At 69.8% G+C, this 21,664-nt stretch carries 24 protein-coding genes and 1 pseudogene; 11 read left to right on the top strand and 14 right to left on the bottom strand.

Features of this window, described 5'->3' with window-relative positions:
* The 3 genes from AXW62_RS44830 to AXW62_RS14810 all read left to right on the top strand — a co-directional run.
* On the top strand, nt 1–720 hold a 720-nt coding region (locus tag AXW62_RS44830; protein WP_060944945.1), incomplete at its 5' end, for a hypothetical protein.
* 249 nt (nt 721–969) lie between these two features.
* On the top strand, nt 970–1,980 hold the full coding sequence (locus AXW62_RS14815) for a glycoside hydrolase family 18 protein (protein ID WP_079115628.1): 1,011 nt from the start codon (nt 970–972) through the stop codon (nt 1,978–1,980).
* Between the two features lie 424 nt (nt 1,981–2,404).
* On the top strand, nt 2,405–3,577 hold the full coding sequence (locus AXW62_RS14810) for a Cmx/CmrA family chloramphenicol efflux MFS transporter (RefSeq protein WP_060944944.1): 1,173 nt from the start codon (nt 2,405–2,407) through the stop codon (nt 3,575–3,577).
* A gap of 111 nt (nt 3,578–3,688) precedes the next feature.
* On the opposite strand, the gene AXW62_RS14805 is transcribed toward AXW62_RS14810, so the two are convergent.
* Both AXW62_RS14805 and AXW62_RS44825 read right to left on the bottom strand, forming a co-directional pair.
* Complete coding sequence (locus AXW62_RS14805; protein ID WP_063817586.1) at nt 3,689–4,147, bottom strand: hypothetical protein; 459 nt, start codon at nt 4,145–4,147, stop codon at nt 3,689–3,691.
* 142 nt (nt 4,148–4,289) lie between these two features.
* On the bottom strand, nt 4,290–4,463 hold the full coding sequence (locus tag AXW62_RS44825) for a hypothetical protein (protein ID WP_174556391.1): 174 nt from the start codon (nt 4,461–4,463) through the stop codon (nt 4,290–4,292).
* Nucleotides 4,464–4,614: 151 nt separating this feature from the next.
* Here AXW62_RS44825 and AXW62_RS44820 point away from each other — a divergent pair, with 151 nt between their 5' ends.
* The 3 genes and pseudogenes from AXW62_RS44820 (at nt 4,615) to AXW62_RS14785 (ending at nt 9,073) form a co-directional block, all read left to right on the top strand.
* Nucleotides 4,615–4,833 carry an NAD-dependent epimerase/dehydratase family protein gene (locus AXW62_RS44820; protein ID WP_060944941.1) on the top strand — a complete coding sequence of 73 codons (219 nt, stop codon included), beginning with the start codon at nt 4,615–4,617 and terminating at the stop codon, nt 4,831–4,833.
* Between the two features lie 36 nt (nt 4,834–4,869).
* Nucleotides 4,870–5,449 (top strand): annotated as a pseudogene (locus tag AXW62_RS14790) (TetR/AcrR family transcriptional regulator).
* 174 nt (nt 5,450–5,623) lie between these two features.
* Nucleotides 5,624–9,073: a glycosyltransferase gene (locus AXW62_RS14785; protein ID WP_060944940.1), complete on the top strand. Its 3,450-nt coding sequence runs from the start codon at nt 5,624–5,626 to the stop codon at nt 9,071–9,073.
* Between the two features lie 4 nt (nt 9,074–9,077).
* Here the strand turns inward: AXW62_RS14785 and AXW62_RS14780 are convergent, their stop codons facing one another.
* The 7 genes from AXW62_RS14780 to AXW62_RS14750 form a co-directional block, all read right to left on the bottom strand.
* Complete coding sequence (locus AXW62_RS14780; protein WP_252368612.1) at nt 9,078–9,764, bottom strand: hypothetical protein; 687 nt, start codon at nt 9,762–9,764, stop codon at nt 9,078–9,080.
* Nucleotides 9,765–9,834: 70 nt separating this feature from the next.
* On the bottom strand, nt 9,835–10,680 hold the full coding sequence (locus AXW62_RS14775) for an isoprenyl transferase (protein WP_060944938.1): 846 nt from the start codon (nt 10,678–10,680) through the stop codon (nt 9,835–9,837).
* 63 nt (nt 10,681–10,743) lie between these two features.
* The gene (gene recO / locus AXW62_RS14770; RefSeq protein ID WP_030826431.1) at nt 10,744–11,490 is read right to left on the bottom strand and encodes a DNA repair protein RecO; all 747 of its coding nucleotides are present in this window, start codon (nt 11,488–11,490) and stop codon (nt 10,744–10,746) included.
* Nucleotides 11,491–11,505: 15 nt separating this feature from the next.
* Nucleotides 11,506–11,712, bottom strand: coding sequence for a DUF397 domain-containing protein (locus AXW62_RS14765; RefSeq protein WP_060944937.1), 207 nt, complete (start codon nt 11,710–11,712; stop codon nt 11,506–11,508).
* Between the two features lie 16 nt (nt 11,713–11,728).
* A complete protein-coding gene (locus AXW62_RS14760) occupies nt 11,729–11,938 on the bottom strand; it encodes a DUF397 domain-containing protein (RefSeq protein ID WP_060944936.1) in 210 nt (69 codons plus the stop codon).
* A gap of 16 nt (nt 11,939–11,954) precedes the next feature.
* Entirely contained in the window at nt 11,955–12,161 is a 207-nt protein-coding gene (locus tag AXW62_RS14755) for a DUF397 domain-containing protein (protein ID WP_060944935.1), read from the bottom strand.
* A gap of 10 nt (nt 12,162–12,171) precedes the next feature.
* Nucleotides 12,172–13,023, bottom strand: coding sequence for a helix-turn-helix domain-containing protein (locus tag AXW62_RS14750; protein WP_079115627.1), 852 nt, complete (start codon nt 13,021–13,023; stop codon nt 12,172–12,174).
* 172 nt (nt 13,024–13,195) lie between these two features.
* Between AXW62_RS14750 and AXW62_RS14745 the strand changes: the two genes are divergently transcribed.
* Complete coding sequence (locus tag AXW62_RS14745) at nt 13,196–13,633, top strand: ATP-binding protein (RefSeq protein WP_060944933.1); 438 nt, start codon at nt 13,196–13,198, stop codon at nt 13,631–13,633.
* Nucleotides 13,634–13,720: 87 nt separating this feature from the next.
* Here AXW62_RS14745 and AXW62_RS14740 read toward each other — a convergent pair whose 3' ends face one another.
* Entirely contained in the window at nt 13,721–14,182 is a 462-nt protein-coding gene (locus AXW62_RS14740; RefSeq protein WP_244503156.1) for an RrF2 family transcriptional regulator, read from the bottom strand.
* Between the two features lie 140 nt (nt 14,183–14,322).
* Here AXW62_RS14740 and AXW62_RS14735 point away from each other — a divergent pair, with 140 nt between their 5' ends.
* Nucleotides 14,323–15,444: an NADH:flavin oxidoreductase gene (locus tag AXW62_RS14735; protein WP_060944932.1), complete on the top strand. Its 1,122-nt coding sequence runs from the start codon at nt 14,323–14,325 to the stop codon at nt 15,442–15,444.
* A 355-nt stretch (nt 15,445–15,799) separates the two neighbouring features.
* On the opposite strand, the gene AXW62_RS14725 is transcribed toward AXW62_RS14735, so the two are convergent.
* Nucleotides 15,800–16,522: a helix-turn-helix transcriptional regulator gene (locus AXW62_RS14725; protein ID WP_060944931.1), complete on the bottom strand. Its 723-nt coding sequence runs from the start codon at nt 16,520–16,522 to the stop codon at nt 15,800–15,802.
* 16 nt (nt 16,523–16,538) lie between these two features.
* Nucleotides 16,539–17,471, bottom strand: a complete 933-nt coding sequence (locus tag AXW62_RS14720; protein ID WP_060944930.1) for an alpha/beta hydrolase — start codon at nt 17,469–17,471, stop codon at nt 16,539–16,541.
* A 226-nt stretch (nt 17,472–17,697) separates the two neighbouring features.
* On the opposite strand from AXW62_RS14720, the gene AXW62_RS14715 reads away from it, so the two are divergent.
* Nucleotides 17,698–17,901, top strand: coding sequence for a hypothetical protein (locus AXW62_RS14715; protein WP_030826458.1), 204 nt, complete (start codon nt 17,698–17,700; stop codon nt 17,899–17,901).
* Between the two features lie 79 nt (nt 17,902–17,980).
* On the opposite strand, the gene AXW62_RS14710 is transcribed toward AXW62_RS14715, so the two are convergent.
* Entirely contained in the window at nt 17,981–18,445 is a 465-nt protein-coding gene (locus AXW62_RS14710) for an ester cyclase (RefSeq protein WP_060944929.1), read from the bottom strand.
* Between the two features lie 148 nt (nt 18,446–18,593).
* On the opposite strand from AXW62_RS14710, the gene AXW62_RS14705 reads away from it, so the two are divergent.
* Nucleotides 18,594–19,502: a LysR family transcriptional regulator gene (locus tag AXW62_RS14705; protein WP_060944951.1), complete on the top strand. Its 909-nt coding sequence runs from the start codon at nt 18,594–18,596 to the stop codon at nt 19,500–19,502.
* A gap of 417 nt (nt 19,503–19,919) precedes the next feature.
* On the opposite strand, the gene AXW62_RS14700 is transcribed toward AXW62_RS14705, so the two are convergent.
* Nucleotides 19,920–20,543: a TetR/AcrR family transcriptional regulator gene (locus AXW62_RS14700; protein ID WP_060944928.1), complete on the bottom strand. Its 624-nt coding sequence runs from the start codon at nt 20,541–20,543 to the stop codon at nt 19,920–19,922.
* A gap of 126 nt (nt 20,544–20,669) precedes the next feature.
* Here AXW62_RS14700 and AXW62_RS14695 point away from each other — a divergent pair, with 126 nt between their 5' ends.
* The gene (locus AXW62_RS14695) at nt 20,670–21,608 is read left to right on the top strand and encodes an alpha/beta hydrolase family protein (RefSeq protein ID WP_435842783.1); all 939 of its coding nucleotides are present in this window, start codon (nt 20,670–20,672) and stop codon (nt 21,606–21,608) included.
* Nucleotides 21,609–21,664: the final 56 nt, after the last annotated feature.

The following is a 21,664-nucleotide window of genomic DNA, read 5'->3' as shown; positions in this document are numbered from 1 at the left end:
ATGCCGGGCAACGTGCCCGCCAAGCCCGAGTATGCGGACGCCGACGCGGTCGTGGCAGCCCTCGAAGCGGGGGGTGTCCCGTGCGAGGTCACCCGCCGCTCGCAGGGCGGCGGGCGCGGGGGTTCGAGCCTCGGGTGCGCGTCCGTCATCGACGGCACGACGTTCGAGAACGACATCCACGTACTCAATCCGGAGATCTTCGACCGCGACGACGTCGGCGATTCCATCGCCTCCCGGAGACAGCCCCCCAGCGGTCAGACCCTGGTCGCCGCCGGTCACTGGTTCGTACGGGTCACCGAGCCCCGGTTCGCGAACCGGATCGCCGCCGCTCTCGGCGGTGTCGTACTGCCGCCCGAGAAGGCCGAGATCCCCGGGTATCCACTCCCGGACATCCCCCGCGCCCCCCGCTACCGGACCGTCGGCGCCCTCGCCGACGACCTCGCGGCGGCGGTCGGCTGCGACGACCGGAAACAGCGGTCGGACACGGTGCTGACCTGCACCACCGGCAAGGACACCGGATCACCCAACTGCGCCACCCTGGCCCTGCACGCCTCGGCCGCCGACCGGGACGCGGTGCTGCGCGAGGCCATCGCTTACAAGGGCGTGCCCGCGACCCTGGTCACGGCCGGCAACTGGACCGTCAACCTCTGCGACTACGACCTCGGGTCACGCGTCGCCGACGCCCTGCACGGCACGATCGTGTCCTACGACGGAAGCTGACCGCCGATGCCCCGCGACCGCACGAACCGCACCGACCGTACGAACCGCACGAGCCGTACGAGCCGCACGGACCGCACCACCGGCCACCCGCCGCGCCGGGCACCGCGCGGGGTGGCGCGCCAGGCACCGCGCCGGGCGGCGCGCGAGGTGGCGCGCCGGGTGGTCTCCGCCGCCGGGCGCCTCGGGCGCGGTCGGCCGGTCCTCGTATCCCACGGGCCGCGTCCGCGCCCGAAGTGGCCCGGACGCGTCATGGCGGGCACCGCCGTGCTCGTGGCCGTGCCGCTGCTCGCCGCCGGGGTGTCGCTACGGCTGCGGTACGCGGGAGAACCCGCCCCCGGCACGCGCACCCGCGGACGGGACGCGGTGTGGCTCGGGCACGCCTGGGTGGACGGGCGCAACGGCGAGGCCCGGCTCGCCGAACTGGTCCGGCGGATCCGCGACACCGGCGTCCGGGACCTGTACGTGCACGCGGGCCCGCTGGAGCACGACGGCGGCCTGCCCGCGTCGCGCCGTCCGAAGGCCCGCTGGCTCGTGGACGCGGTCCGGCGCGAGCTACCCGGTGTGCGCGTCCAGGCGTGGCTCGGCGACGTCCTGTCCACCGAGGGCCGCACCGGGATGGACCTCGGCGAACGGGCGACGTGCGAACGGATCGTGCGCTCGGCACACCAGGTACTGAAGGCGGGGTTCGAGGGCGTCCACTTCGACCTGGAGCCCGTGCACTCCGGCGACCGGGACTACCTGTCCCTGCTGGACGACGTGCGCGAGGTCACCCGCGCCCACCGCGTGCCGCTGTCGGTGGCCGCGCACCAGATCGACCCACTCCCCTCCCTCCACTCCCTCGCGGGCTTCGCCGCCGGTCACCCCAAGTGGTGGTCACCGTCGTACTTCGGCGAGGTCGCCCGCCGGGTCGACCAGATCGCGGTGATGTCCTACGACACGGCGATGCCGCTGGAGAGCCTGTACGGGGGCTATGTCGCCCGGCAGACGCGACTGGCCCTGGAGGCGACCCCGCGCGGCACCGACCTGCTGATGGGCCTCCCCGCCTTCCACACCGACGACATCGGCCACCACGAGTCGGCCGAGACGGTCGCGGCGGCCGTCCGGGGCGTCCGGCTCGCCCTGAGCCGCGAGGGCACACGCCGCGCCAAGTTCGGCGTCGCGCTGTACGTGGACTTCGCGGCGACGCCGGGTGACTGGGCCGCGTACCGGGAGGGCTGGGGAACGTACGAGCAGCGATCGGGCCCGTGCCGAGAGAGCTGAGGCACGTACGGGCAGGACCCGAGCCCGAACCGACAGAGCCGAGCCACGTACGCGCAGGACCCGAGCCCGAACCGACAGGGCCGAGCCACGTACAGGCAGGACCCGAGCCCGAACCGACAGAGCTGACGCACGTACGCGCAGGACCCGAGCCCGAACCGACAGGGCGGGGCGCCCCGCGATCCGGTTGATCTCCGCCGGTGTCCTGGGTACGGTGCCGGACGTGATGAGCCCTGAATCAGACAGAACGGAGCCGCCGGTCGCTCGGCGGCGAGCAGGTGTCTGACCGGCCCTAGGGTCGATTGATCTCGCTTCCAGTGACCGGACACGGCTCCGTGTGTCTGGTCCCCTTTCGGGCTCTCGATGAGGTCCGGCGTCCAGCACGCGGCTGCTCCTGCCCGCATACCTCACCGCTGGAGTCGACCTCTTGCCTGTGTTCATCCATGTCCTTGCGCTGGCCGTCTTCGCGCAAGGAACGTCCGAGTTCATGCTGTCCGGTCTCGTACCGGGTATCGCCCGCGACCTGTCCGTATCGGTGGGGGCCGCGGCGAGTCTGACGTCCGCGTACGCGATCGGGATGATCGTCGGTGCCCCGGTGATGGCCGCGCTGAGCGCGCGATGGCCACGCCGCCGCGCGCTGGCGGGCTTTCTGACGGCGTTCGTCATCGTGCACGTCATCGGGGCGGTCACGACGGACTTCGCCGTGCTCTTCGGGACCCGTATCGTGGCCGCGGTCGTCAACGCCGGTTTCCTGGCGGTCGCGATGTCCGTCGCCACCGCCCTCGTCCCCCCGTCCCGGCACGCGAGGGCCACCGCGGTCCTGCTGTCCGGGGTCACCCTGTCCTGCGTCGCCGGCGTCCCCGCGGGCGCGCTGCTCGGGGACTGGTCCGGCTGGCGCTCCGCGTTCTGGGCCGTCGCCGCGCTGTGTCTGCCCGCGCTGGCTCTGGTCTTCCACCGGGCGCCCGCCGACGCGGCCGGCCGGGAGGAGGTCTCGATCCGGCGCGAGGCCCGCGCGCTGGGGTCGCGCCCGGTGCGGCGGGCCATGCTGCTCGCGGCCGTGGTCAACGGGGCGACCTTCGCGACCTTCGCCTACCTGGCCGTCATCGCCACCGACATCACCCACCTGCCCGAAGCCACGGTGCCCGCCCTCCTGGCGGCGTTCGGCGTGGGCGCGTTCGCGGGGGTGACCACGGCCGGCCGCACGGCCGACGGTGAACTCGGGCGGGGCCTGCTCCTCGCCCTGTGCGCCCTGCCCCTGGGCTGGGCGCTCCTGGCCACGACCAGCGGCTACCCGGCCCCGCTCTTCCTCGTGACGGCCCTCCAGGGCGCCCTGTCGTTCGGCATCGGCTCGACCCTGGTCACCCGCGTCATGCGCACCGCGCAGGAGGCGCCCTCGCTGGGCGGTTCGTTCGCCACGGTCGCGCTGAACGCGGGCGCCTTCCTGGGTCCGCTGATCGCGGGCGCGGCGACCGGGACGACGGACGACTACCGGGGCGCGGCGTGGGTCAGCGCCGCCCTGGCCGCGACGGCGGTGGCCATGGTGGCCGCGTCGGGGGCCGGGGCTGCCCGTGCGCGTGCGCGTGCCGAGGAAGCCGGATAACCCAACGACCGAGTGCGCGTCGGGTCAAGCCGGGCAGAAGCCTCCGGCGGACCCGACGTCGCCCTGGTTCCGTACCTCCGGGTGCCCACGGCATGCCCATCGAGTTACTGCTCAACGCCGAGCATCGCGGAGCCTTTCCCGCTCGGAGACGTAATAGTCTTCGGCCTCCGGAACCATTCTCGCCATACTGCGGAAGAACAGGTCTCCGGATTCACATAGGGCGCCGAAGAACTCCCCCTCCTCGACTGCCGAGCTCCGCGACTTTTCACCGCTGTCCACTCGCACGAGAAGGTAGTTGTTGCCTTGCTTCGACACGGTCAGCTTGGTGGGCTGGTCGGGAAACCTGGTCGACGCGACACCCGATTGCGAATACTCCTCCATCATGTTGATCAAGTACGACCAGAGCTGATCAACATAATCCCAATCGGCCACGGAGATGAGAGGGACGCCCCCCACCTCCAACTCCAGGGCACCCTCAACATAGTCCGGGTCCGGGATCCGGAACCGCGCCTGCCCCACAGGGACGAAGGAACCGCCTGGCTCCTTGAGGAAAGAATTGACGGATACCATGGCCCTCATTACTCGTCGAGCGGATAGAACTGACCGACTCGCCCTCGGTTGATACCCAGCACGTAGGTTGTCCCGTCAACCTTGCCAGTCACTTGGTACATTTTATTAACGCCACGCATGTCTATCTCGTCGCGATTCTGTTTCAGCACTTCTTCGACCGCTTCCTTTCCCGACCTTCAAGAAGATCGGCGAACTCCTCAACGACCACCTGGCCGACGCCACCGGCATCGAGATCATCAACTACCGCATCTCCGGCATCTGGGGGCCACTCGAGCCGCACGGCCCGCTGTTCTTCGCCGCCCCCGAACTCGTCCACGCCGCCGCCCGCGGCACCGAGCCGGACCTCTCCCCCCTCCCGGCGCCCGCGTACGCGGAGGACTCGCTCGACCTGTGCTACGTGAAGGACGCGGGCCGGGGCCATCGCGCTCCTCCAGCTCGCGGACCGCCTCAACCACCGCACCTACAACGTGGCTTCCGGCCGTGCCACGAGCAACGCCGAGATCATCGCCGCGATCAAGAAGGTCGTCCCCGACGCGCGGGTCGACCTCCCCACCGGCGGGACCACCCCGCCGCGCCACCTCGACATCACCCGCATCCAGCAGGACACCGGCTACGAGCCCGCCTATGACACCGAGCGCGCGGTCGCCGAGTACATCGCGTGGCTGCGCACCGGCAATGAGCGGTGACTGGTTGGCTGTAGTACTACAGCTGGAGTGGGCTCAATGGTGAGACGGAACGACCAGCGGCGCGCCGCCCTCGTGGACGCCGCGATCGAGGTGCTGGCCAGGGAAGGCGCACGCGGCCTGACCTTCCGTGCGGTGGACGCCGAGGCCGCCGTACCCGCCGGGACCGCGTCCAACTACTTCGGCAGCCGCGACGATCTGCTCACCCAGGCCGGTTGCCCGGGTCTATGAGCGGCTTCAGCCCGACGAGGCCACGATCGCCCGCCAGCGGGCGGCGGGCCGCGACCGGGAGACCTACGCGGAGCTAATGCACGAGCTCGTCAGCCGCGTCGCCGCATTCCGCACCGGCTACCTGACGCTGCTGGAACTCCACCTCAAGGCCACCCGCCGGTCCAGGCTGCGCAGGGTCCTCACCGAGCGGGTCCGGGCCGACCTCGACGCGAACGTCGCGTACCACGAGGAGTCGGGCCTCCCCGGTGACGCCGCGGCCGTCAGGCTGCTCATGCTGGCGCTGAACTGGCTGATCATCGAACAGCTCACCTTGCCGGACGTCTTCACGGAGGCGGAGCGGGATCAGCTGGTGGCGGCGGCGGTGGAGCGCATCGTGGCGGCGGAGTAGGGGCGATCCGGCCGTGGGCGGCGCCACCTGGTGCCGCCCACACCGCACCATGGACGGCGCCCCGGTCCACCGCCGCCACAACAACGCGCTGCGCACCCTGCCCGAGATGCTGCAGCGGAATGCTCCCGACGCACCCGCGCGGATCGTACGATCGAGGTGAGGTGAGGGGGGCTCGTGAACATTTCCGCGTTACGCAATCCCTACGACTACCGGAACCCCGTGCGCGATGCCGCCTTCTTCGCCGGGCGGGGTGAGGAAGTCGGGGTCATCAAGTACGAGCTCGATCAGGCAGCCGTGGACCGCCCGTCGGTCTGTGTCGTCCTCCATGGACCACGAGCGGCCGGCAAGACGAGCCTGCTCAACGCCACTGAGTGGATGGCTGAGAAGAACGGGTTTGTCACCGTACGTGTGGAGCTAATCGAGGGCGACGGTGAGCCGACGGTTTTCTTCCGGAAGGTGTACGAGGAGTTGGTCTCCGCGATCACCGCTGACGGCCCGGATGAGTTGAGCGTCCCCGGACCGGCCGCAGTGCGACGGGTGATGGCCGGAGCAGCCGAAGCCGCCTCGGTAGCGCCACTGGAGTTCCCTGAAGCCGTGGCACTCGCCGGGCAGGAGGGGCGGGTGCCGGAGGCGGCGCTGCGGGCTGATCTTGCCTACTTCATACGGCTACTCGGGCGTCCGATCGTCCTGCTGGTCGACGAAGCCCAGTTGATGGCCCACGACGCGCGTGCGCTGTCCGCTCTCAGGTTCCTCACCTCACGCGTGGACGGGCTGGTCCTGGTACTCGCCGGCACTTCCGGGCTCATCGACCGGATCACCGACGTTCACTCACCCATCCTGCGGCAGTTCAAAGAAATCGCGGTCAGAGGATTCGTCGAGTGGGAGGACATCCACGCGTGCATAGAGCGCCCGCTCTTGAGCGTTGGTATTCACGGCCATGCCTCGGCCGGTGTGGTCTCCGCCCTCAGACAGCTCACGGACGGCAATCCCTACGAAATTCAGCTGTACTGCCATGAGATGTTCGCCCGCTGGCAGCGTGGTGCCGCGGAACGCATGGAGCTGACCGCGGAAGTACTGGAAGGCATCCGCTCCCGTATGGAGTCGGGGCGCGATGTCCTCGATCGTCCGCTGATCCGCGCGGTACGCGCGATGAATCGGCATGATCTCATCGCGTTCAACGTGCTGACCTCCGCACTCGGCCATGCGACGGCGGAGGAAACCTGGTTCGCCTACAAGATGGCCGGACCGCCGGAGATCACCCGTGCGCAGTACGACCTATGTCGCCAATCACTGATCGCGGACGGCATCCTCACCGACGAGGACCCTGTGAGGTTCGCCGTGCCCACCGAACTCTTCGACGAAATCTACGCGAGACTGTGGACGGTCGGGACAGTGGGATCGGTCCGGCACGCTCAGTACACCAGCCGGAACCCCCTCCATCCGCTGCTGGTACAGCGTCTCGACCATCTCCTGTGTGACATCGCGACCGGGCCGCTCCGGCTCTTCCCCACCTGCTGCCCCGCGATGAACGGCGGTCATATCGAGGAGATCTTCAAGGCCCTGGAGACATTGCCCGAGGAAGGGCCCGACGCCACCCCGCGGATCAATCTCCTTCATGACGCGATCCTGCGGGCGGGCGAACCATCCGCTCTCGACCTCACCACCGTGACCTGCACATTTTCCGGTCATACCGTGGAGCGCTGGCTGTACGCGGCAGATACGGACGACGTCGTTCTGGCCGACTCTCCCGACTTCAAGACGGTCGTCGAACGCGTCGCACAGCTCGGCGGCGAGCTCACCACCGACCGGGTCCGCGTGCCACTCCGGTCGTGGCCGGCCCGGAGCTGGTTCCAGAGGGCGACAGGCAGGCTGCGGACCGAGCTCGCGGACAACCACCTCAACAGGGCGTACGAAGCCTACAGTCGGGGTGACATTCCCGCCGCGGTCGGTCGTCTCCGGGACTCGTTCACTCTGGCTCCCGGCTGGGAGCAGGCCAACAATCTGACGTACCTCATCCTGGCCACGGGGAACACAGACGACGCGCTCACCTGGGCAGAGCGCGCCCTCGACCTGGCGGACGCCCCCCTGAACCGCGCGCTGAGCCTCTACAACGCGGCCATGGCCCGACTCACGGCGGGAGACCGGACCTCAGCCGCCGACCACTTGGTGAACGCGGCCGAAGTGCTGGACACCGTGGCGATCCCCGAGTACACCGTGAGCTATCTCCTGCTACCGGACCCCGACGACGCGGCGACCCTGCACGAGGAGACCGATGTCGACCTGGTCGAAGCGGTGCGGCACGCCGGCGCCCTGCTCGGCGTCGGTCCCGGCAGCCCGGGACTCCCTCGGCGGCGGGACGAGGAGGGACCTGAGAAGAGCACGCTCCGGCACCAGGGCGCCGATCATCCGGCACCCGGCCGCCGAGCACCGGTCATTCTGTCCGTGGCCACCGAGTGGGCGTCCTCCCACGGAGGGCTCAGCACCTTCAACCGCGATCTGTGCCGCGCGCTGGCCGACGCCGGTGCCCTGGTGTTCTGTGTGGTGCTCGCCGCCGCCTCCGAGGAAGTGGCGGCGGCGGCCGAGGCGGGCGTCACCCTGCTTCCTGCCCCCGACATGCCCGGAGCCTCCGAGGACATGCGGCTCACCAGTCGGCCGAAACTGCCCGCCGGGATGCTGCCGGATCTTGTGGTGGGACATGGCCGGATCACCGGGCCGGTGGCGAAGAAGATCGCCGACGACTTCTACCCCATGGCCCGCCGCCTGCACTTCGTGCACATGGCCCCGGACGAAATCGAGTGGTACAAGCCGGACCGAGGGACCGACGCCGGGATGCGAGCCGAGGAACGGACGGACATCGAGCGCGCGCTCGGCAGAGGCGCGCATCGCGTGGTCGCTGTCGGCCCCCGGCTGCACGATCAGTTCCTGGCCGAATTCGCCGGTACCGAGGCCCTTCCACCTCTGCGGCTGGACCCGGGATTCGATGTCACCGCGCCCTCGGTACCCCGCACACCGCCAGGCGGTTCCCCGTTGCGGGTGCTGATGATCGGCCGCACCGAGGACGCCCGCCTGAAAGGGGTGGATCTCGCCGCCACCGCCTGCGGCCGGGTCGCGACGTGGTGGCACGAGGACGGTCTGCGCCGGCTCAGACTGCTCGTCCGCGGGGCCCCGGAAGCCGCTGTTGAGCAGCAGCGAGCGGAGATCGTGGCGTGGGCAGGCAACCCACAACTCGAAGTCGTCGTCCGCGCCTACGCATCCGCTGAGGAGCGCGTCGCCAACGACCTGAACAGTGCCAGTCTGGTGATCGTGCCGTCCAGGTCGGAGGGGTTCGGTCTGGTCGGCGTCGAAGCGATCACCCAGGGAGTCCCCGTTCTCGTCAGTTCGGGGAGCGGTCTCGCCCAGCTCCTGCGCGAGGCACTTGGGCATGAGGCGGCCGACCAGTTCGTCGTGTCCATGTCCGGAGACGACGAAAAGGACACGGGCAAGTGGGCACGGGCCATCGACCGGAAGCTGAGGGACCGCGAAGGTGCCTTCCGGCAGACGGCTGAGTTGCGTGCGCGACTCGCGGAGCGAGTGCCGTGGAGCGAGGCCGCCGCCGTGGTGCTCGGCGCCGTGGCGCAGCGGTGAGCGCTCATGGCTGTGCGAACGCGGCCGCGGAGATGTCGCGTTCGAGTACCGCCCTGTGGAACTCGTAGGTCCGGATGTCCGAGATCTTGATCAGCAGACAGTAGCGTTCCTCCGACGTGATCTCAGTGGCCACCCGCGCGTACTCGCGGCGGAGGAAGTGGATGGCAGCCTGATTCGCCAGCGCACTCTGCCCGCACACCAAGACCACGGGGCGGCTCGACTCCTGCGGAGTGAACTTCGCGACGAGGGCGTATTCCGCGTTGCCGCGGTCGAACAGGTACTGTTCACCGCCGACCGAGAAGGCCACCGAATCGGGCCGGTCGCTGTAGGGATGAAGGGTGACGCCCGGAAGATACGCCGCGAGGTGCCCACCGGCACGGATATTGGCGTCGCCGAGCGGACCGCCGACACAGAACTCGGTGCGGTCGCCGTTGCTACCGCGGAGGGAGTCGGATGCCACCACGACGTGACCGCCCAACTCGCCCGCGAGCATGGCCACCTGCACTACGGCCTGCACATCCCGGTGATGCGCGGTGCCAGGCGCGTTGTGTTTGTTGGGCAGCACGACGAGGCAGGTCTCGCCGGGCCTGATACCGAAGAAGCGTGCCTTCCTGTTCAACGTCCGGGTGCGCTTGCCACGCTCCCACAGCCAGACAAACCCACCGCCGAGGAGACTGGTCACCAGCCCCATCGCTATGTTCGCGAGCGCGGAAAGAATCGCTCCCCCCTCCATGAGCCGGGACGGCCGGCCGCCTGCGCGCTTACGCGGACGGGGAGTCCTTCTCGGAGTCCTTCTTCAGCTGCTCCTCGTTGGGGATCGCCCCGCCGAAGCGGCGGTCCCGCGAGGCGTACTCCAGGCACGCCCGCCACAGGTCGCGGCGGTCGAAGTCCGGCCACAGCACGTCCTGGTACACCATCTCGGCGTACGCGCTCTGCCAGATCAGGTAGTTCGACGTCCGCTGCTCGCCCGAGGGGCGCAGGAAGAGGTCCACATCCGGCATGTCCGGGTAGTAGAGGTACTTCGCGAACGTCTTCTCGTTCACCTTCGACGGGTCCAGCCGGCCCGCCCGGACGTCCTCCGCCAGCGCCTTCGCCGCGTCCGCGATCTCGGCCCGGCCGCCGTAGTTCATGCAGAAGTACATCGTCATGGCGTCGTTGCCCTTGGTCTGCTCCTGGGCGACCTGAAGCTCCTGCGCCACCGACTTCCACAGCTTCGGCATCCGGCCCGCCCAGCGGATCCGCACACCCATCTCGTCCATCTCGTCGCGGCGGCGGCGGATGACGTCGCGGTTGAAGTTCATCAGGAAGCGCACTTCGTCGGGCGAGCGCTTCCAGTTCTCGGTCGAGAAGGCGTAGAGGGAGAGGTTCTTGATCCCCATCTCGAGGCAGCCCTTGAGCACGTCCAGCACGACGCCCTCGCCGACCTTGTGCCCCTCGGTGCGCGGCAGCCCGCGCTCCTTGGCCCAGCGGCCGTTCCCGTCCATCACCACGGCCACGTGCCGCGGCACCAGCTCACCGGGGATCTTCGGCGGCCGGGCACCGGACGGGTGCGGGTCCGGCGCCCGGTACTCGCGCCGCTGTCGGCCCAGAAACCCGCGTCCTGCCATGCCTGCCACGTCTCCCTCTTGCCTTCGCTCTCTGTGCTGCTACTGCTGTTTCTCTGCGTACCGCTATTTCTCCACGTACCGCAGCGACCGGAGCCCCCGCTCCAGGTGCCAGTGCAAATACGCCGCCACGAGCCCGCTGCCCTCCCGGGCGTGGCGCAGCTCACACGCGTCCGCCGTCGCCCAGTCCCCCGTCAGCAGCGCGCCCAGCAGCGTCAGCGACTCCGCCGAGGGTACGACGCTTCCGGGCACCCGGCACTCCCCGCAGATGACCCCGCCCGCGCCGACCGAGAAGAACCGGTTCGGACCGGGCATCCCGCACTTGGCGCAGTCGTCGAAACTCGGCGCGTAACCGTTGACGGCCAGGGAGCGGAGCAGGAACGCGTCCAGGACGAGATGCGGCTCATGATCCCCGGCGGCGAGGGTGCGCAGGGCGCCGACGAGGAGCAGGTACTGCTGTACGGCGGGCTCGCCCTCGTGGTCGGTGAACCGCTCGGCCGTCTCCAGCATGGCCGTACCGGCGGTGTAGCGGGCGTAGTCGGTGACGATCGCCCCACCGTACGGGGCGATCGTCTCGCTCTGCGTGCACAGCGGCAGCCCGCGGCCGATCAGCTCGCCGCCGCGGGCGAAGAACTGCACATCGACGTGGCTGAACGGTTCGAGCCGCGCGCCGAACTTCGACTTCGTCCGCCGCACCCCCCGCGCCACGGCGCGGACGCGGCCGTTGTTGCGGGTGAGGAGGGTGATGATCCGGTCCGCCTCGCCCAGCTTCTGGGTGCGCAGCACGATGCCGTCGTCGCGGAACAGACTCATGGCGCTTATTGTCCCTCAGCGGGACAGGTGATCGAGCCGCCCCGCCTTCACGGCACGCGTGAGGGCGCGGAGGGCGAGGGGGGTGGTGGTGATCACGGTGTGCGGTTCGTCGCTCTCGCGCAGGAGGATCGCGGTGGCATCACGCTGCGCGAGTTCCACGCAGTTGTGCTCGGCATCCTCTCCCGAGTACGAGGACTTCCGCCAGCGCTGTACGTACGACATCCCTCTGCCTCCTACATCAGCGATCGGCCATGTCGTCGAACCCTCCGGCCTTGACCCTCTCCATCAGCTGCCGGAGAGCGGCAGGAGTGGTCGCGATGATCACGTCCGGATCGTCACTCTCGCGGAGAAGGACCGCAGCGCCAGGGGCGTGGGCCAGCTCGACGCAAGCGTTGCCGGGGCCGTCCGCCGAGTAGGACGACTTCTGCCAGCGCTGTACGTACGACATCCCTCTGCCTCCTACATCAGCGGTCGGCCATGTCGTCGAACCCTCCGGCCTTGACCCTCTCCATCAGCTGCCGGAGAGCGGCAGGAGTGGTCGCGATGATCACGTCCGGATCGTCACTCTCGCGGAGAAGGACCGCAGCGCCAGGGGCGTGGGCCAGCTCGACGCAGTTGTTGCCGGGGCCGTCCGCCGAGTAGGACGACTTCTGCCACTGTATGTCGGACATCTCGATACCTTCAGAGTCGTTGTGCGATGGCGTGGATGAAATCGCGCGTGTCCGCAGGTGAGAGGGATAGCCTCTCCGTCCGGTCGAGGATCCGCCGGTAGTTGGCGAGATGTGTCTCCCCATCCAGGGAGGTCACACCGGTGGGCGTGTCGAGCTGAACCGTATCCAACTGCGGAACCACTCCGTACATGTACGTCACGGAGGCTCCCGCATGCGGAAATCCCCCAGCGGAGAAGGGAATGGCCCGGACGGTGACGTTGTCCCACTCCGACGCCTCCAACAGGCGCTCCAACTGTCCACGGGCCACCTTGGACCCGCCGAACTCCATCCTCAACGCCGCCTCGTGAACAAGGAAGGTGCATCGCGGCGGGTCTTCCCGATCCAGCACCTCACGTCGCCTCATCCGGTACGACACGTTCACTCGCCGTTGCGCGGGGGTGAGTGCGGGTTCGGCGGTGGAGAACACGGCGTTCGCGTAGTCCTCAGTCTGTAGCAGTCCCGGAATGTGCATGATCTGCACCGCGCGCAGACCCACGGCGTGGGAGTCCAGCTCGGCCAGGTCCAGCGCATCGACGGCCATCCGCTCCCGATAGTCGTCCCACCAGCCCCGGCCACGCTCGGCGGCCATGGCCGCGAGAGCGTCAACGTATGCCTGGTCGCCGCAGGAGTAGATGGCGGCCAGCATCCTGACGCGTTCCTCGCTCACGCCGAGGCGTCCCGACTCCATGTTGCTGACCCGTGCGCCCTCGGCGCCCAGTTGTTGAGCCGCGTAGGCCACCGTCATCCCGGCATGCTCACGCATCTTGCGTAGCTCCGCGCCAAGTCGGCGCCGCCTCGCACTCGGGGATGCTCTGTGCGTCACACCCCTCACCTCCCCCAAACTTCATCGTCACGCGGTGTCGTCGCAACGTTACCGTGTCACCACATTGAGTGCAGGGATTCTCGTCATTCAGTACATGACTGCACTCAATGCCCTATGGTCTCAACAGCGCAGCGCATCGGACCAACTACGCATCGCGTTGGGAGACACCGCCATGCCCGAAGTCGCCAAAGTCGCCGAGGCCGCCGAACCCGCATCCGCCTACCGCCTCAGCGCCCCCAACTCCCCCAAGAGCCCCAGGGTCTGCCGCGACGCGATCGCCGCCCTCCTCCACGCCAACGACCTGCACGACCTCGCGGACACGGCGAAACTCCTGGTCTCCGAGGCCGTGACGAACGTCAATCGCCACACCGACACCCAGCTGATCCACATCGACACCCTCGTCCGCGACCGCATCGCGACCATCGCCGTACGCGACGGCTCCCCGGAACGCCACCCCTACCCCCGCGACGCGGCGCCCGACGAGGAGGGCGGGCGGGGGCTGTTCCTGATGCGGGAGTTGGCCTACGCGTGGGGTGTCACCTGGGAGAGCGGCGCCCACCCCACCGGCAAGCACATCTGGTTCGAGCTGCGCGATCCCGCATCGCCGTGACGGGCCACCGCCCTCGGGTCCAAGAGCCGTCCGCCCCGGCCTCGCGAGTTCGGGCCGCGTGGAGGGGACAGCGAGCCCGGGACTACTTCAGTGGTTCAGGCGAGGCTGCGAGTGGCCCGAGCAGCGGATCTCCCGCAGAGCGTCAGCGAGTGTCTGACCGCGCAGCGTCGTGAGCACGGCCTGCTCGGCCCGCTCGGTCAGACGCTCGAAGTAGCCGGCGGCGTGCGTCGACACCAGGCATTCGTGTTCGGTCTCAGGGCGACAGGTCCACAACGGCTTGTCGCCGACCGCACAGAGGTAGACCTCGGCGAGCGGGATGTCCTGCGGGGGCCGGGCCAGCTTCGTACCGCCCGTACGCCCCATCACCGACTCGACCAGACCCGCTTTGGCGAGTGAGGACAACAGCTTGCGGACCAGGCTCGGATTGGTGCCCAGCCGCTCGGCGAGCTGCGCGGAACTCATCACCGGCGGGCCCTCCTCGGCCGCGGCGGCAAGGAGCAAGAGCGTCGTCAGGGCGCTGGAGAACCTGACGTCCAGCACGTGGGGCACCACCCTTTCTTCCCGGACGAAGCATATCGAACGTCGCTACCCTGACTTAAAAAGTACCTATGAAAGTTGCACTTTCACAGGCGGCGATGTGTATCTTTGTCGAACACACATTACTGCCTCACCCCCAGGAGTGCGACGCCATGACCTCTCGCGCGGCCCAGTACCTGGCCAAGCCCTTCACGCTGGGCTCGGCCGAACTGCGGAACCGGATCGTGATGGCTCCCATGACGCGAGCCCAGTCCCCCGGCGGCATTCCGGGGGGTGATGTCGCCGCCTACTACGCCCGCCGGGCCGCTGCGGGAACCGGCCTGATCATCACCGAGGGCACCTACATCGGCCACCCGACCGCGGGCGACCTGGAGAACGTGCCGCGCTTCCACGGCGAGGAGCAGCTCGCTGGATGGCGCGGGGTCGTCGACGCCGTGCACGCCGAGGGCGGGCGAATCGTGCCCCAGCTCTGGCACGTCGGCATCACTCGCCGGGCCGGGAGCCCGCCGTTCACCGAGGCCCCGTCGGTCGGCCCGTCCGGCATCGCGCTCGACGGCACCCCCGGCGCGGGCGAGACGCTCTCCCTCACCGACATCGACGAGATCATCCTGGCCTTCGCCGAGGCCGCGCAGGAAGCCGAACGCATCGGGTTCGACGGGATCGAGCTGCACGGCGCCCACGGCTACCTCATCGACGAGTTCCTCTGGGAGCGGACCAACCACCGCACCGACGCCTACGGCGGCGACCTGCTGTCCCGCACCAAATTCGCCGCCGACATCGTCGCCGCCATCCGCGAACGGGTCTCACCGGACTTCCCGGTGATCCTGCGCTTCTCCCAGTGGAAGGCCGACAACTACGACGCCAAGCTCGCCACCGACCCGGATGAGCTCCGGACGCTGCTGGAGCCGCTGGCCCGAGCCGGGGTGGACGCCTTCCACGCCTCGACCCGCCGCTACTGGGAGCCCGAGTTCCCCGAGACCGGCCTCGACCTGAACATGGCGGGCTGGACCAAAAAGCTCACCGGCAAGCCCGTCATCACGGTCGGTTCCGTGGGGCTGGACGCCGCCTTCGACCCCAGCTCCTTCGCTCCCGGCACAAGGGTCGGCGTGACGAGCGTCGAGGGTCTCTTGGAGCGCCTGGAGCGGGACGAGTTCGACCTGGTCGCCGTCGGCCGCGCGTTGCTGGCGGACCCGGAGTGGGCCCACAAGGTCCTCAGCGGCAAGGAGGCCGACCTCACACCGTTCAGCACCGACGCGCTCCAGACCCTGCACTGAGGCGGTCCGACCCGCTGAGGAGTTCCAAGCGGCCGATGTGACGGTCGGCCCCGCCGACGTGCGCGAGCACAAGGCCCTGGCCCAGCGACCGGCGGAGACCAGCCGTCTCGTCTCTCCCGGGCGGATGGGCGGCCGTCGATATGACGGTCACAGGCCGTCCGCGACCGCATCGCGACCATCGCCGTACGCGACGGCTCCCCGGAACGCCACCCCTACCCCCGCGACGCGGCGCTCGACGAGGAGGGCGGGCGGGGGCCGTTCCTGATGCGGGAGTTGGCCTACGCCTGGGGTGTCACCTGGGAGAACGGGCTGCACCCCACCGGCAAGCACATCTGGTGCGAGCTGCGCGAACCCCTCATCGAGCAGACCCCGTGAGGGCAGCCAGCGCGGTGGGCCGGACCGCGTCGGCGGCGGTCGAGCCGAGGAGGAGGTCGGACAGGTTGTGGGGCCGGGCCGCCTCGTCGGTGGGGGTCGCCGCGGTGATGCGGTCCAGGCGGAAGCCCCGGCCGGCGCGGCGGGTGCGGCACCAGGCGATGAGGTACCAACGGCCTTCGGCGGTGAGGAGTCCGGCCGGTTCCACGACGCGGTCGGTCTCGCGTCCCGCCGCGTCGGTGTAGGACAGCCGCAGCGCCGTGTTGTGGGTGAGGGCCTGTTCCACCGCGGTGCGGATCGCGGAGTCCGTCCGGGACGGGCGTGTCACGATCCGTGCGGCGAGTTCGCGGGCCACCGTCGAGGCGGGGCCGGTCATCGAGGCCGCGATCTTCTGGGCCGCGGTGCGGGCCGCGCCCGCGTAGGGCGTGGCGGCGCCGACGGCGGCGAGCGCGGCGGTCAGCGCCGAGGCTTCCTCGGGGGTGAGGTGGATCGGGGGGAGGGTCATCTCCGCGGCGATGGACCAGCCCCCGCCCCGCCCGGGTGTGGTGCGCACCGGGACGCCGGTCTCCATCAGCGTCTGGAGGTCGCGCTGCACCGTGCGGGTGCTGATCTCGAATCGCGCGGCGAGCGCCGCGACCGTCAGTGGCCGCGGCGCGACCGCGCGCAACTCCTCCACCAGCGCGTACAGCCGGGCAGTGCGGTTCATGGAGCCGACGCTACCGTCACGCGGTGGCCAGGAAGTCCCGCTCACGCCGCTGTTCCCGCTCGGTGATGGTGAGGGGGAACAGGGTGAATCCGTGCATAGCTCCGGCGATGACGTCGAGCCGTACGGGCGCGCCCGCCGACTCCCACCGCCGGGCCAGGAACAGGGAGTCGTCCAGCAGCGGGTCCTCGGTGCCGACGACGATCCGGGCGGGCGGCATACCGGCCAGGTCCGCGAAGAGCGGGGAGACCTCGGGATCGCGGCGCTGCTCCGCCCCCATCCCCGGGGTGAACATCTCGTAGGCGCCCCGGAGCCCATCGGTGTTGATCAGCAGCGGTCGGGGGCCGAACAACCGCACGCTCGGCGTCATCGACAGGTCGTAGGCGCCGAAGAGCAGGTGGGCCGCGCGGAACGCGCCGGTGATGCCGTGCCGGTCGCGAAGGCGCAGCAGCGTCAGGACGGTGAGGTGGGCACCGGCCGAGTCGCCGCCGATCAGCAGCCGTTCCGTACCGAACTCGGCCGCGGCGTGTTCCACCAGCCACCGGGCGGCCGTTTCGCAGTCGTCGGGCCCGGCGGGGAACGGGTGCTCCGGCGCCAGCCGGTAGTCCACGCTCACCACGGCCAGCCGGGCCTCCACGGCAAGCCGCCAGAGCCTTTCGTCCTGCCCGTCCGCGGAGCCGAACGCCCAGCTGCCGCCGTGGATGTGCAGGTGCACGCCGTCGACGCGGTCCGGCACGAACGTCCGCACGTTCACCCCGCCCGCGACGACGCGGTCCTGGCCGTGTTCCAGCCGCACCGGCGGGGTGTCGGCGCCGAGCCGGTTGCGCCGCAGAAGCGCCAGCTCGGCCGCGCTCGGCGCCTGCTCACGTGCCGGGCGGCTCGCCGCGGCGGCCTCGAACTTCTCGTTGAAGGCCAGGGTTTCGGGAAGGCAGTCCTCATCAGTGATCGTCATACCGCCGACCGTCGCAGCCGCCCGCGACAACACCCTGTCACCCTTTCTCTGTGGTCTGCGTCACGAACCGCGCGATGTCGCGGCCACGATGTCACAGCCGTGTGCTGGGGGCGGTCTGGGCCGGTCACAACCCGGCGCGGGGCGGCGGTTGGCGGCTCGGCGGCGTTCTCCGTTGCGCACACTGGTTCCGTCAGGGCAGGTCAGCGACGAGTGGGAGGGAAACGCCATGGCGGCCGGTTGCCGGGACTGTGAGACGTGTACGAGGTCGTGGCTGGGGCGGCTGTTCCAGAACGCGGCGGTGGGGCTGATGCACATCTGCACGCTCGGCATCAGCTATCTGATCAAGAAGGGGTTCAGGCGGCACTGCCCGCAGTGCGGACACCTGCTGTCGCGGCACGCACGCCGGGCGGACGGTTCGTTCCGGGACTGAAGAAGGGTGCCTCCCCGGTCTTTCCGTGGAGACACCCCTTGAAGGTACCCGGGCGGCGGGACGGCCATCGGAGTGCCGGTCAGTGCCCCTCGGTGAGGTCGACGCCGAGCTGACGCAGGAAGCCGACGTTGTCGTACTGGACCCACTCCTCGGCCAACTGGCCGTTCTCGTGGTAGCGGAAGACGTTGATGAGTTCGAGTCGCATCGGCTGCCCGTTCGGCGCGATCGTGCCGATCGGGGACGCCTCGAAGGGTGCGGTGAAACGCCCCGACATACAGGTACGCGCACCGATGTACTCACCCTCGCTGACAATGGTGCGCCGCTCGCATGCGAATCCCTCGAACGCGGCACGCATGGCCGCGAAGAAGGAACGGAGCTGCGCGTACGTCATGTCGCCGTCGGGGCCGTGGAAAACGAAGTCATCCGCGAAGTAGGCGTCCAGCTTCTCGTCGTCAGCAACGGCGATCGCCTCGCGCCCGATCCGCACCAGGGCGCGCGCCCGCTCGTCGTAACGGGTGTCGTCAGGGGAAATGAACTCGCTCACCAGAAAATCCTTTCAGGGGTAGTGGTGGTGGCGTTGCCGCCGCTTTCGACACTAGACCCTGAAAACCCCCTTTCGGCCCTGCGTAACATGCAATCATCGGACCGTTCCCATAACGACTGTGCATGGCTCGGACGGCTACGATGGTGCCGTGCCCGAACTCAGCATCAACGCTCTCCGCGTCGTGCGCGCGGTGGCCGCGCACGGCTCCCTGAGCCGCGCGGCGCGCACCCTCGGCTACTCCCAGCCCGCCATCTCCCGCCAGGTCTCGGCCGCCGAGAAAGCCGCGGGGCAGCCCCTCTTCGTACGCGGCGCGCGCGGCGTCAGGACGACCCCCGCGGGGGAGCTCGTCGCCCGGTTCGCCACCGAGACCCTCACCGGTCTCGACCGGCTGGACGAACGGCTCGACGAGCTGGCCTACGGACCCGAGGTGCGGGTCCGGGTGGGGGCCTTCCCCGCCGCGAACGCCGCTCTGCTCCCCTTCGCGCTGGCCAGGGCACTGGAGCAACAGCCCAGGCTGACATTCGCGCTCACCGAGGCGTCCTCGCCGCAGCTCGTGCACCAGATCATCAGCAAGCGGCTGGACGTCGCGGTCGTGGCCTCCGGACCCGGCCTGCCGCAGCCGGCCCTGGAGGGGTTGCGGATCGCCCCGCTGCCGGGCGGCGAGCTGACGGTGGGCGTGCCACGCGGACACCCTCTCGCCGCGATGGAAGGCACCGTCCCGGTGCGTGAACTCGCCCACGCGCCATGGATCGTGGGCAAGGGTGCCCGGGACGAACCACAGTTCGGCGCCTGGCCCACGCTGACCGATCCGCTCATCGCCTTCCGTACGCGGACCTGGCACAGCCGTTTCGGACTCGTCGCCGCCGGTCTCGGAGTCTGTGTCATTCCAGACATCCTCGCCCCGGTCGTACCGGAGAACATCGCCCTGGTACGCGTGGACGACCCGAACTGGCTCGGACGGAGCATTCTTGCGGTCACCAGGAATGACGGAGGCGAAACGCACGAAATCATTGTCCGGGCCCTGCGGGAATCCTTTGAGGATCAGCAGAGGCGCTGACGGGGCGGAAGGCGAGGAATTCCCATGGCGAATTCCGGCCGACGCGTCCGGCATTCGGCCCCGTTACAGCGGGTTCCGGCACGGAAACGGCCGACGCCCCGTCGAGACCGTCGGATGCCACCGCGCCGGAGAGGTAGCGGACGGCGGCCTCGCGACGTTCGTCGGCGCGGTCACCGGATCGCCGCGGCCCCGCCTGATCAACAAGCTCAAGGCCGGGCGCGGCATCGCCACCCGGTACGGCAAGACCCTGGCAGCTGCCTCGCCGGCCTCCACCTGCGCGCCGCAATGACCTGGATCAAGGGCCTCACACGAACCACTCGTTCATCACGACCCGATACGCACCTTGGAAGGACGTGTCCGGGCGATCACGTCCGGAGCCGGCCAGCGAGGGCTGACGAGAGCCGGTGAGGGCCGGTGCTATCCCAGGTCACCGCCTGTCGGCGCCGGGGCAGGCTGGAGGAGACCGGCGAGCAGCAGGTCGATCATGCGACGAGCCTGGTAGTCGGGGAAGGTCTCCACTCCGATGCACAGGTTGCCGATGGCGAGCATGAAGTCGTAGGCCCGTACGTCGGCCCGTGTGCGGCCGGCGGCGGCGGACGCTGTCAGCAACTGGTCGAGTACGGGCAGCAGGCGCTCGACGAACTCGGCGTGCAGGGCCTCGAATCCGGCCTGGTCCGAGTGCAGCGCCTCGGCCAGGCCGTGCTTGGTGACCAGGAAGTCGGCGAACCGGTGCACCCATAGCCGCAAGACCTCATCAGGGGTGTCGGCGGCCGGGGGGAGGTCCGCGACAGCGGCGAGCGCGTCGAGCTGGTGCCGGAAGACCGCGACCACCAGGTCCGCCCGGGTGGGGAAGTGGCGGTAGATGGTGCCCATGCCGAGGCCCGATTCGGCGGCGATCTCCCGCACGGGCGCGTCGATCCCCGAGCGGACGAACACGGCCGCGGCCGCGTCCAGGAGCTTCTGCTCGTTCCGGCGAACATCGGCTCGCTTGTCTCGCTTGGCCCGGCCGGCACGGGACGGCGGCGTCTCGTCCGTGGACACGTGGGCACCTCCAGTTGCAAAGCGGAGCGCTGCTCCGTATTGTGATGCGGAGCGACGCTCCGCATTTCCTTGTCCTGGCAGATCGTCGCACAGAGCGGGCCCGCGAGCCCACCCGGAAAGGCATCCATTCCCTTGAGCGACACCACCTCAGCCCACGTCGGCACCGACACGGCCGGCCCGGTCATCTCCGTCGGACCGGTCACCCTCACCGCCCCCGGCCGCGGCCAGGACCTTCACGTGCGGGTCTCGGCACCGACGACCGGCCACCGTCTGCCCGTCGTCGTCTTCTCGCACGGCATGACCTTGTCCATGGACGACTACACGCCTCTGGCCGGCTACTGGGCCTCCCATGGATTCGTCGTCGTCCAGCCCACCCACCTCGACTCGCTGGGCCTCGCCCCCGACGACCCGCGCACTCCGCTGATCTGGCGCATCCGGGCCGACGACATGACCGGCATCCTCGACCGGCTCGACGCCGTCGAAGCCCAGGTGCCAGGGCTGGCCGGCCGCGTCGACCGCGACCGCGTCGCGGTCGCCGGACACTCCTGGGGCGCCCAGACCGCCAGCACACTCGTGGGCGCCCGGGTCGTCGGCGCCGACGGCACACCCGGTGAGAGCCTGGCCGACCCGCGGGTCAGGGCAGCGGTGCTGCTGTGCCTGCCCGGGACCGGCGGCGCCGACCTGAGCCCGCTCGCCGCCCAGTACTTCCCGTTCATGAGCCCCGATTTCACCGAGCTGAAAACGCCCAGCCTCGTAGTCGCCGGTGACCACGACCAGTCCCCGCTGACGGTGCGCGGCCCGGACTGGTTCACCGACGGCTACCGCCTCAGCCCCGGCGCCACTGATCTGCTGACCCTGTTCGGCGCGGAGCACGGGCTCGGCGGCATCCAGGGATCCTTCGACACCCGGACCACCGACGAGAGCCCCGAGCGCGTCGCGGTCGTCCAGCAGGCCACCCTCGCGTATCTGCGTACCTCGCTGGGCCTCGACGACGAGGCATGGCCCACCCTCCGCCGCACCCTGGCCGCGGCCGGCGATCCGCTGGGACGGATCGACTCGAAGTGACCGGCCTCCCCGCGCGGACCAGCGGGCCGGGCTTCGGAATGGGGACCCGCCCCATC

The sequence above is a fragment of the Streptomyces hygroscopicus subsp. hygroscopicus genome, from assembly GCF_001553455.1.
Taxonomy (GTDB): Bacteria; Actinomycetota; Actinomycetes; order Streptomycetales; family Streptomycetaceae; genus Streptomyces; species Streptomyces hygroscopicus.
The sequence above is the reverse complement of the archived record's forward strand: the minus strand, read 5'-3'. Positions and strand labels throughout refer to the sequence as shown.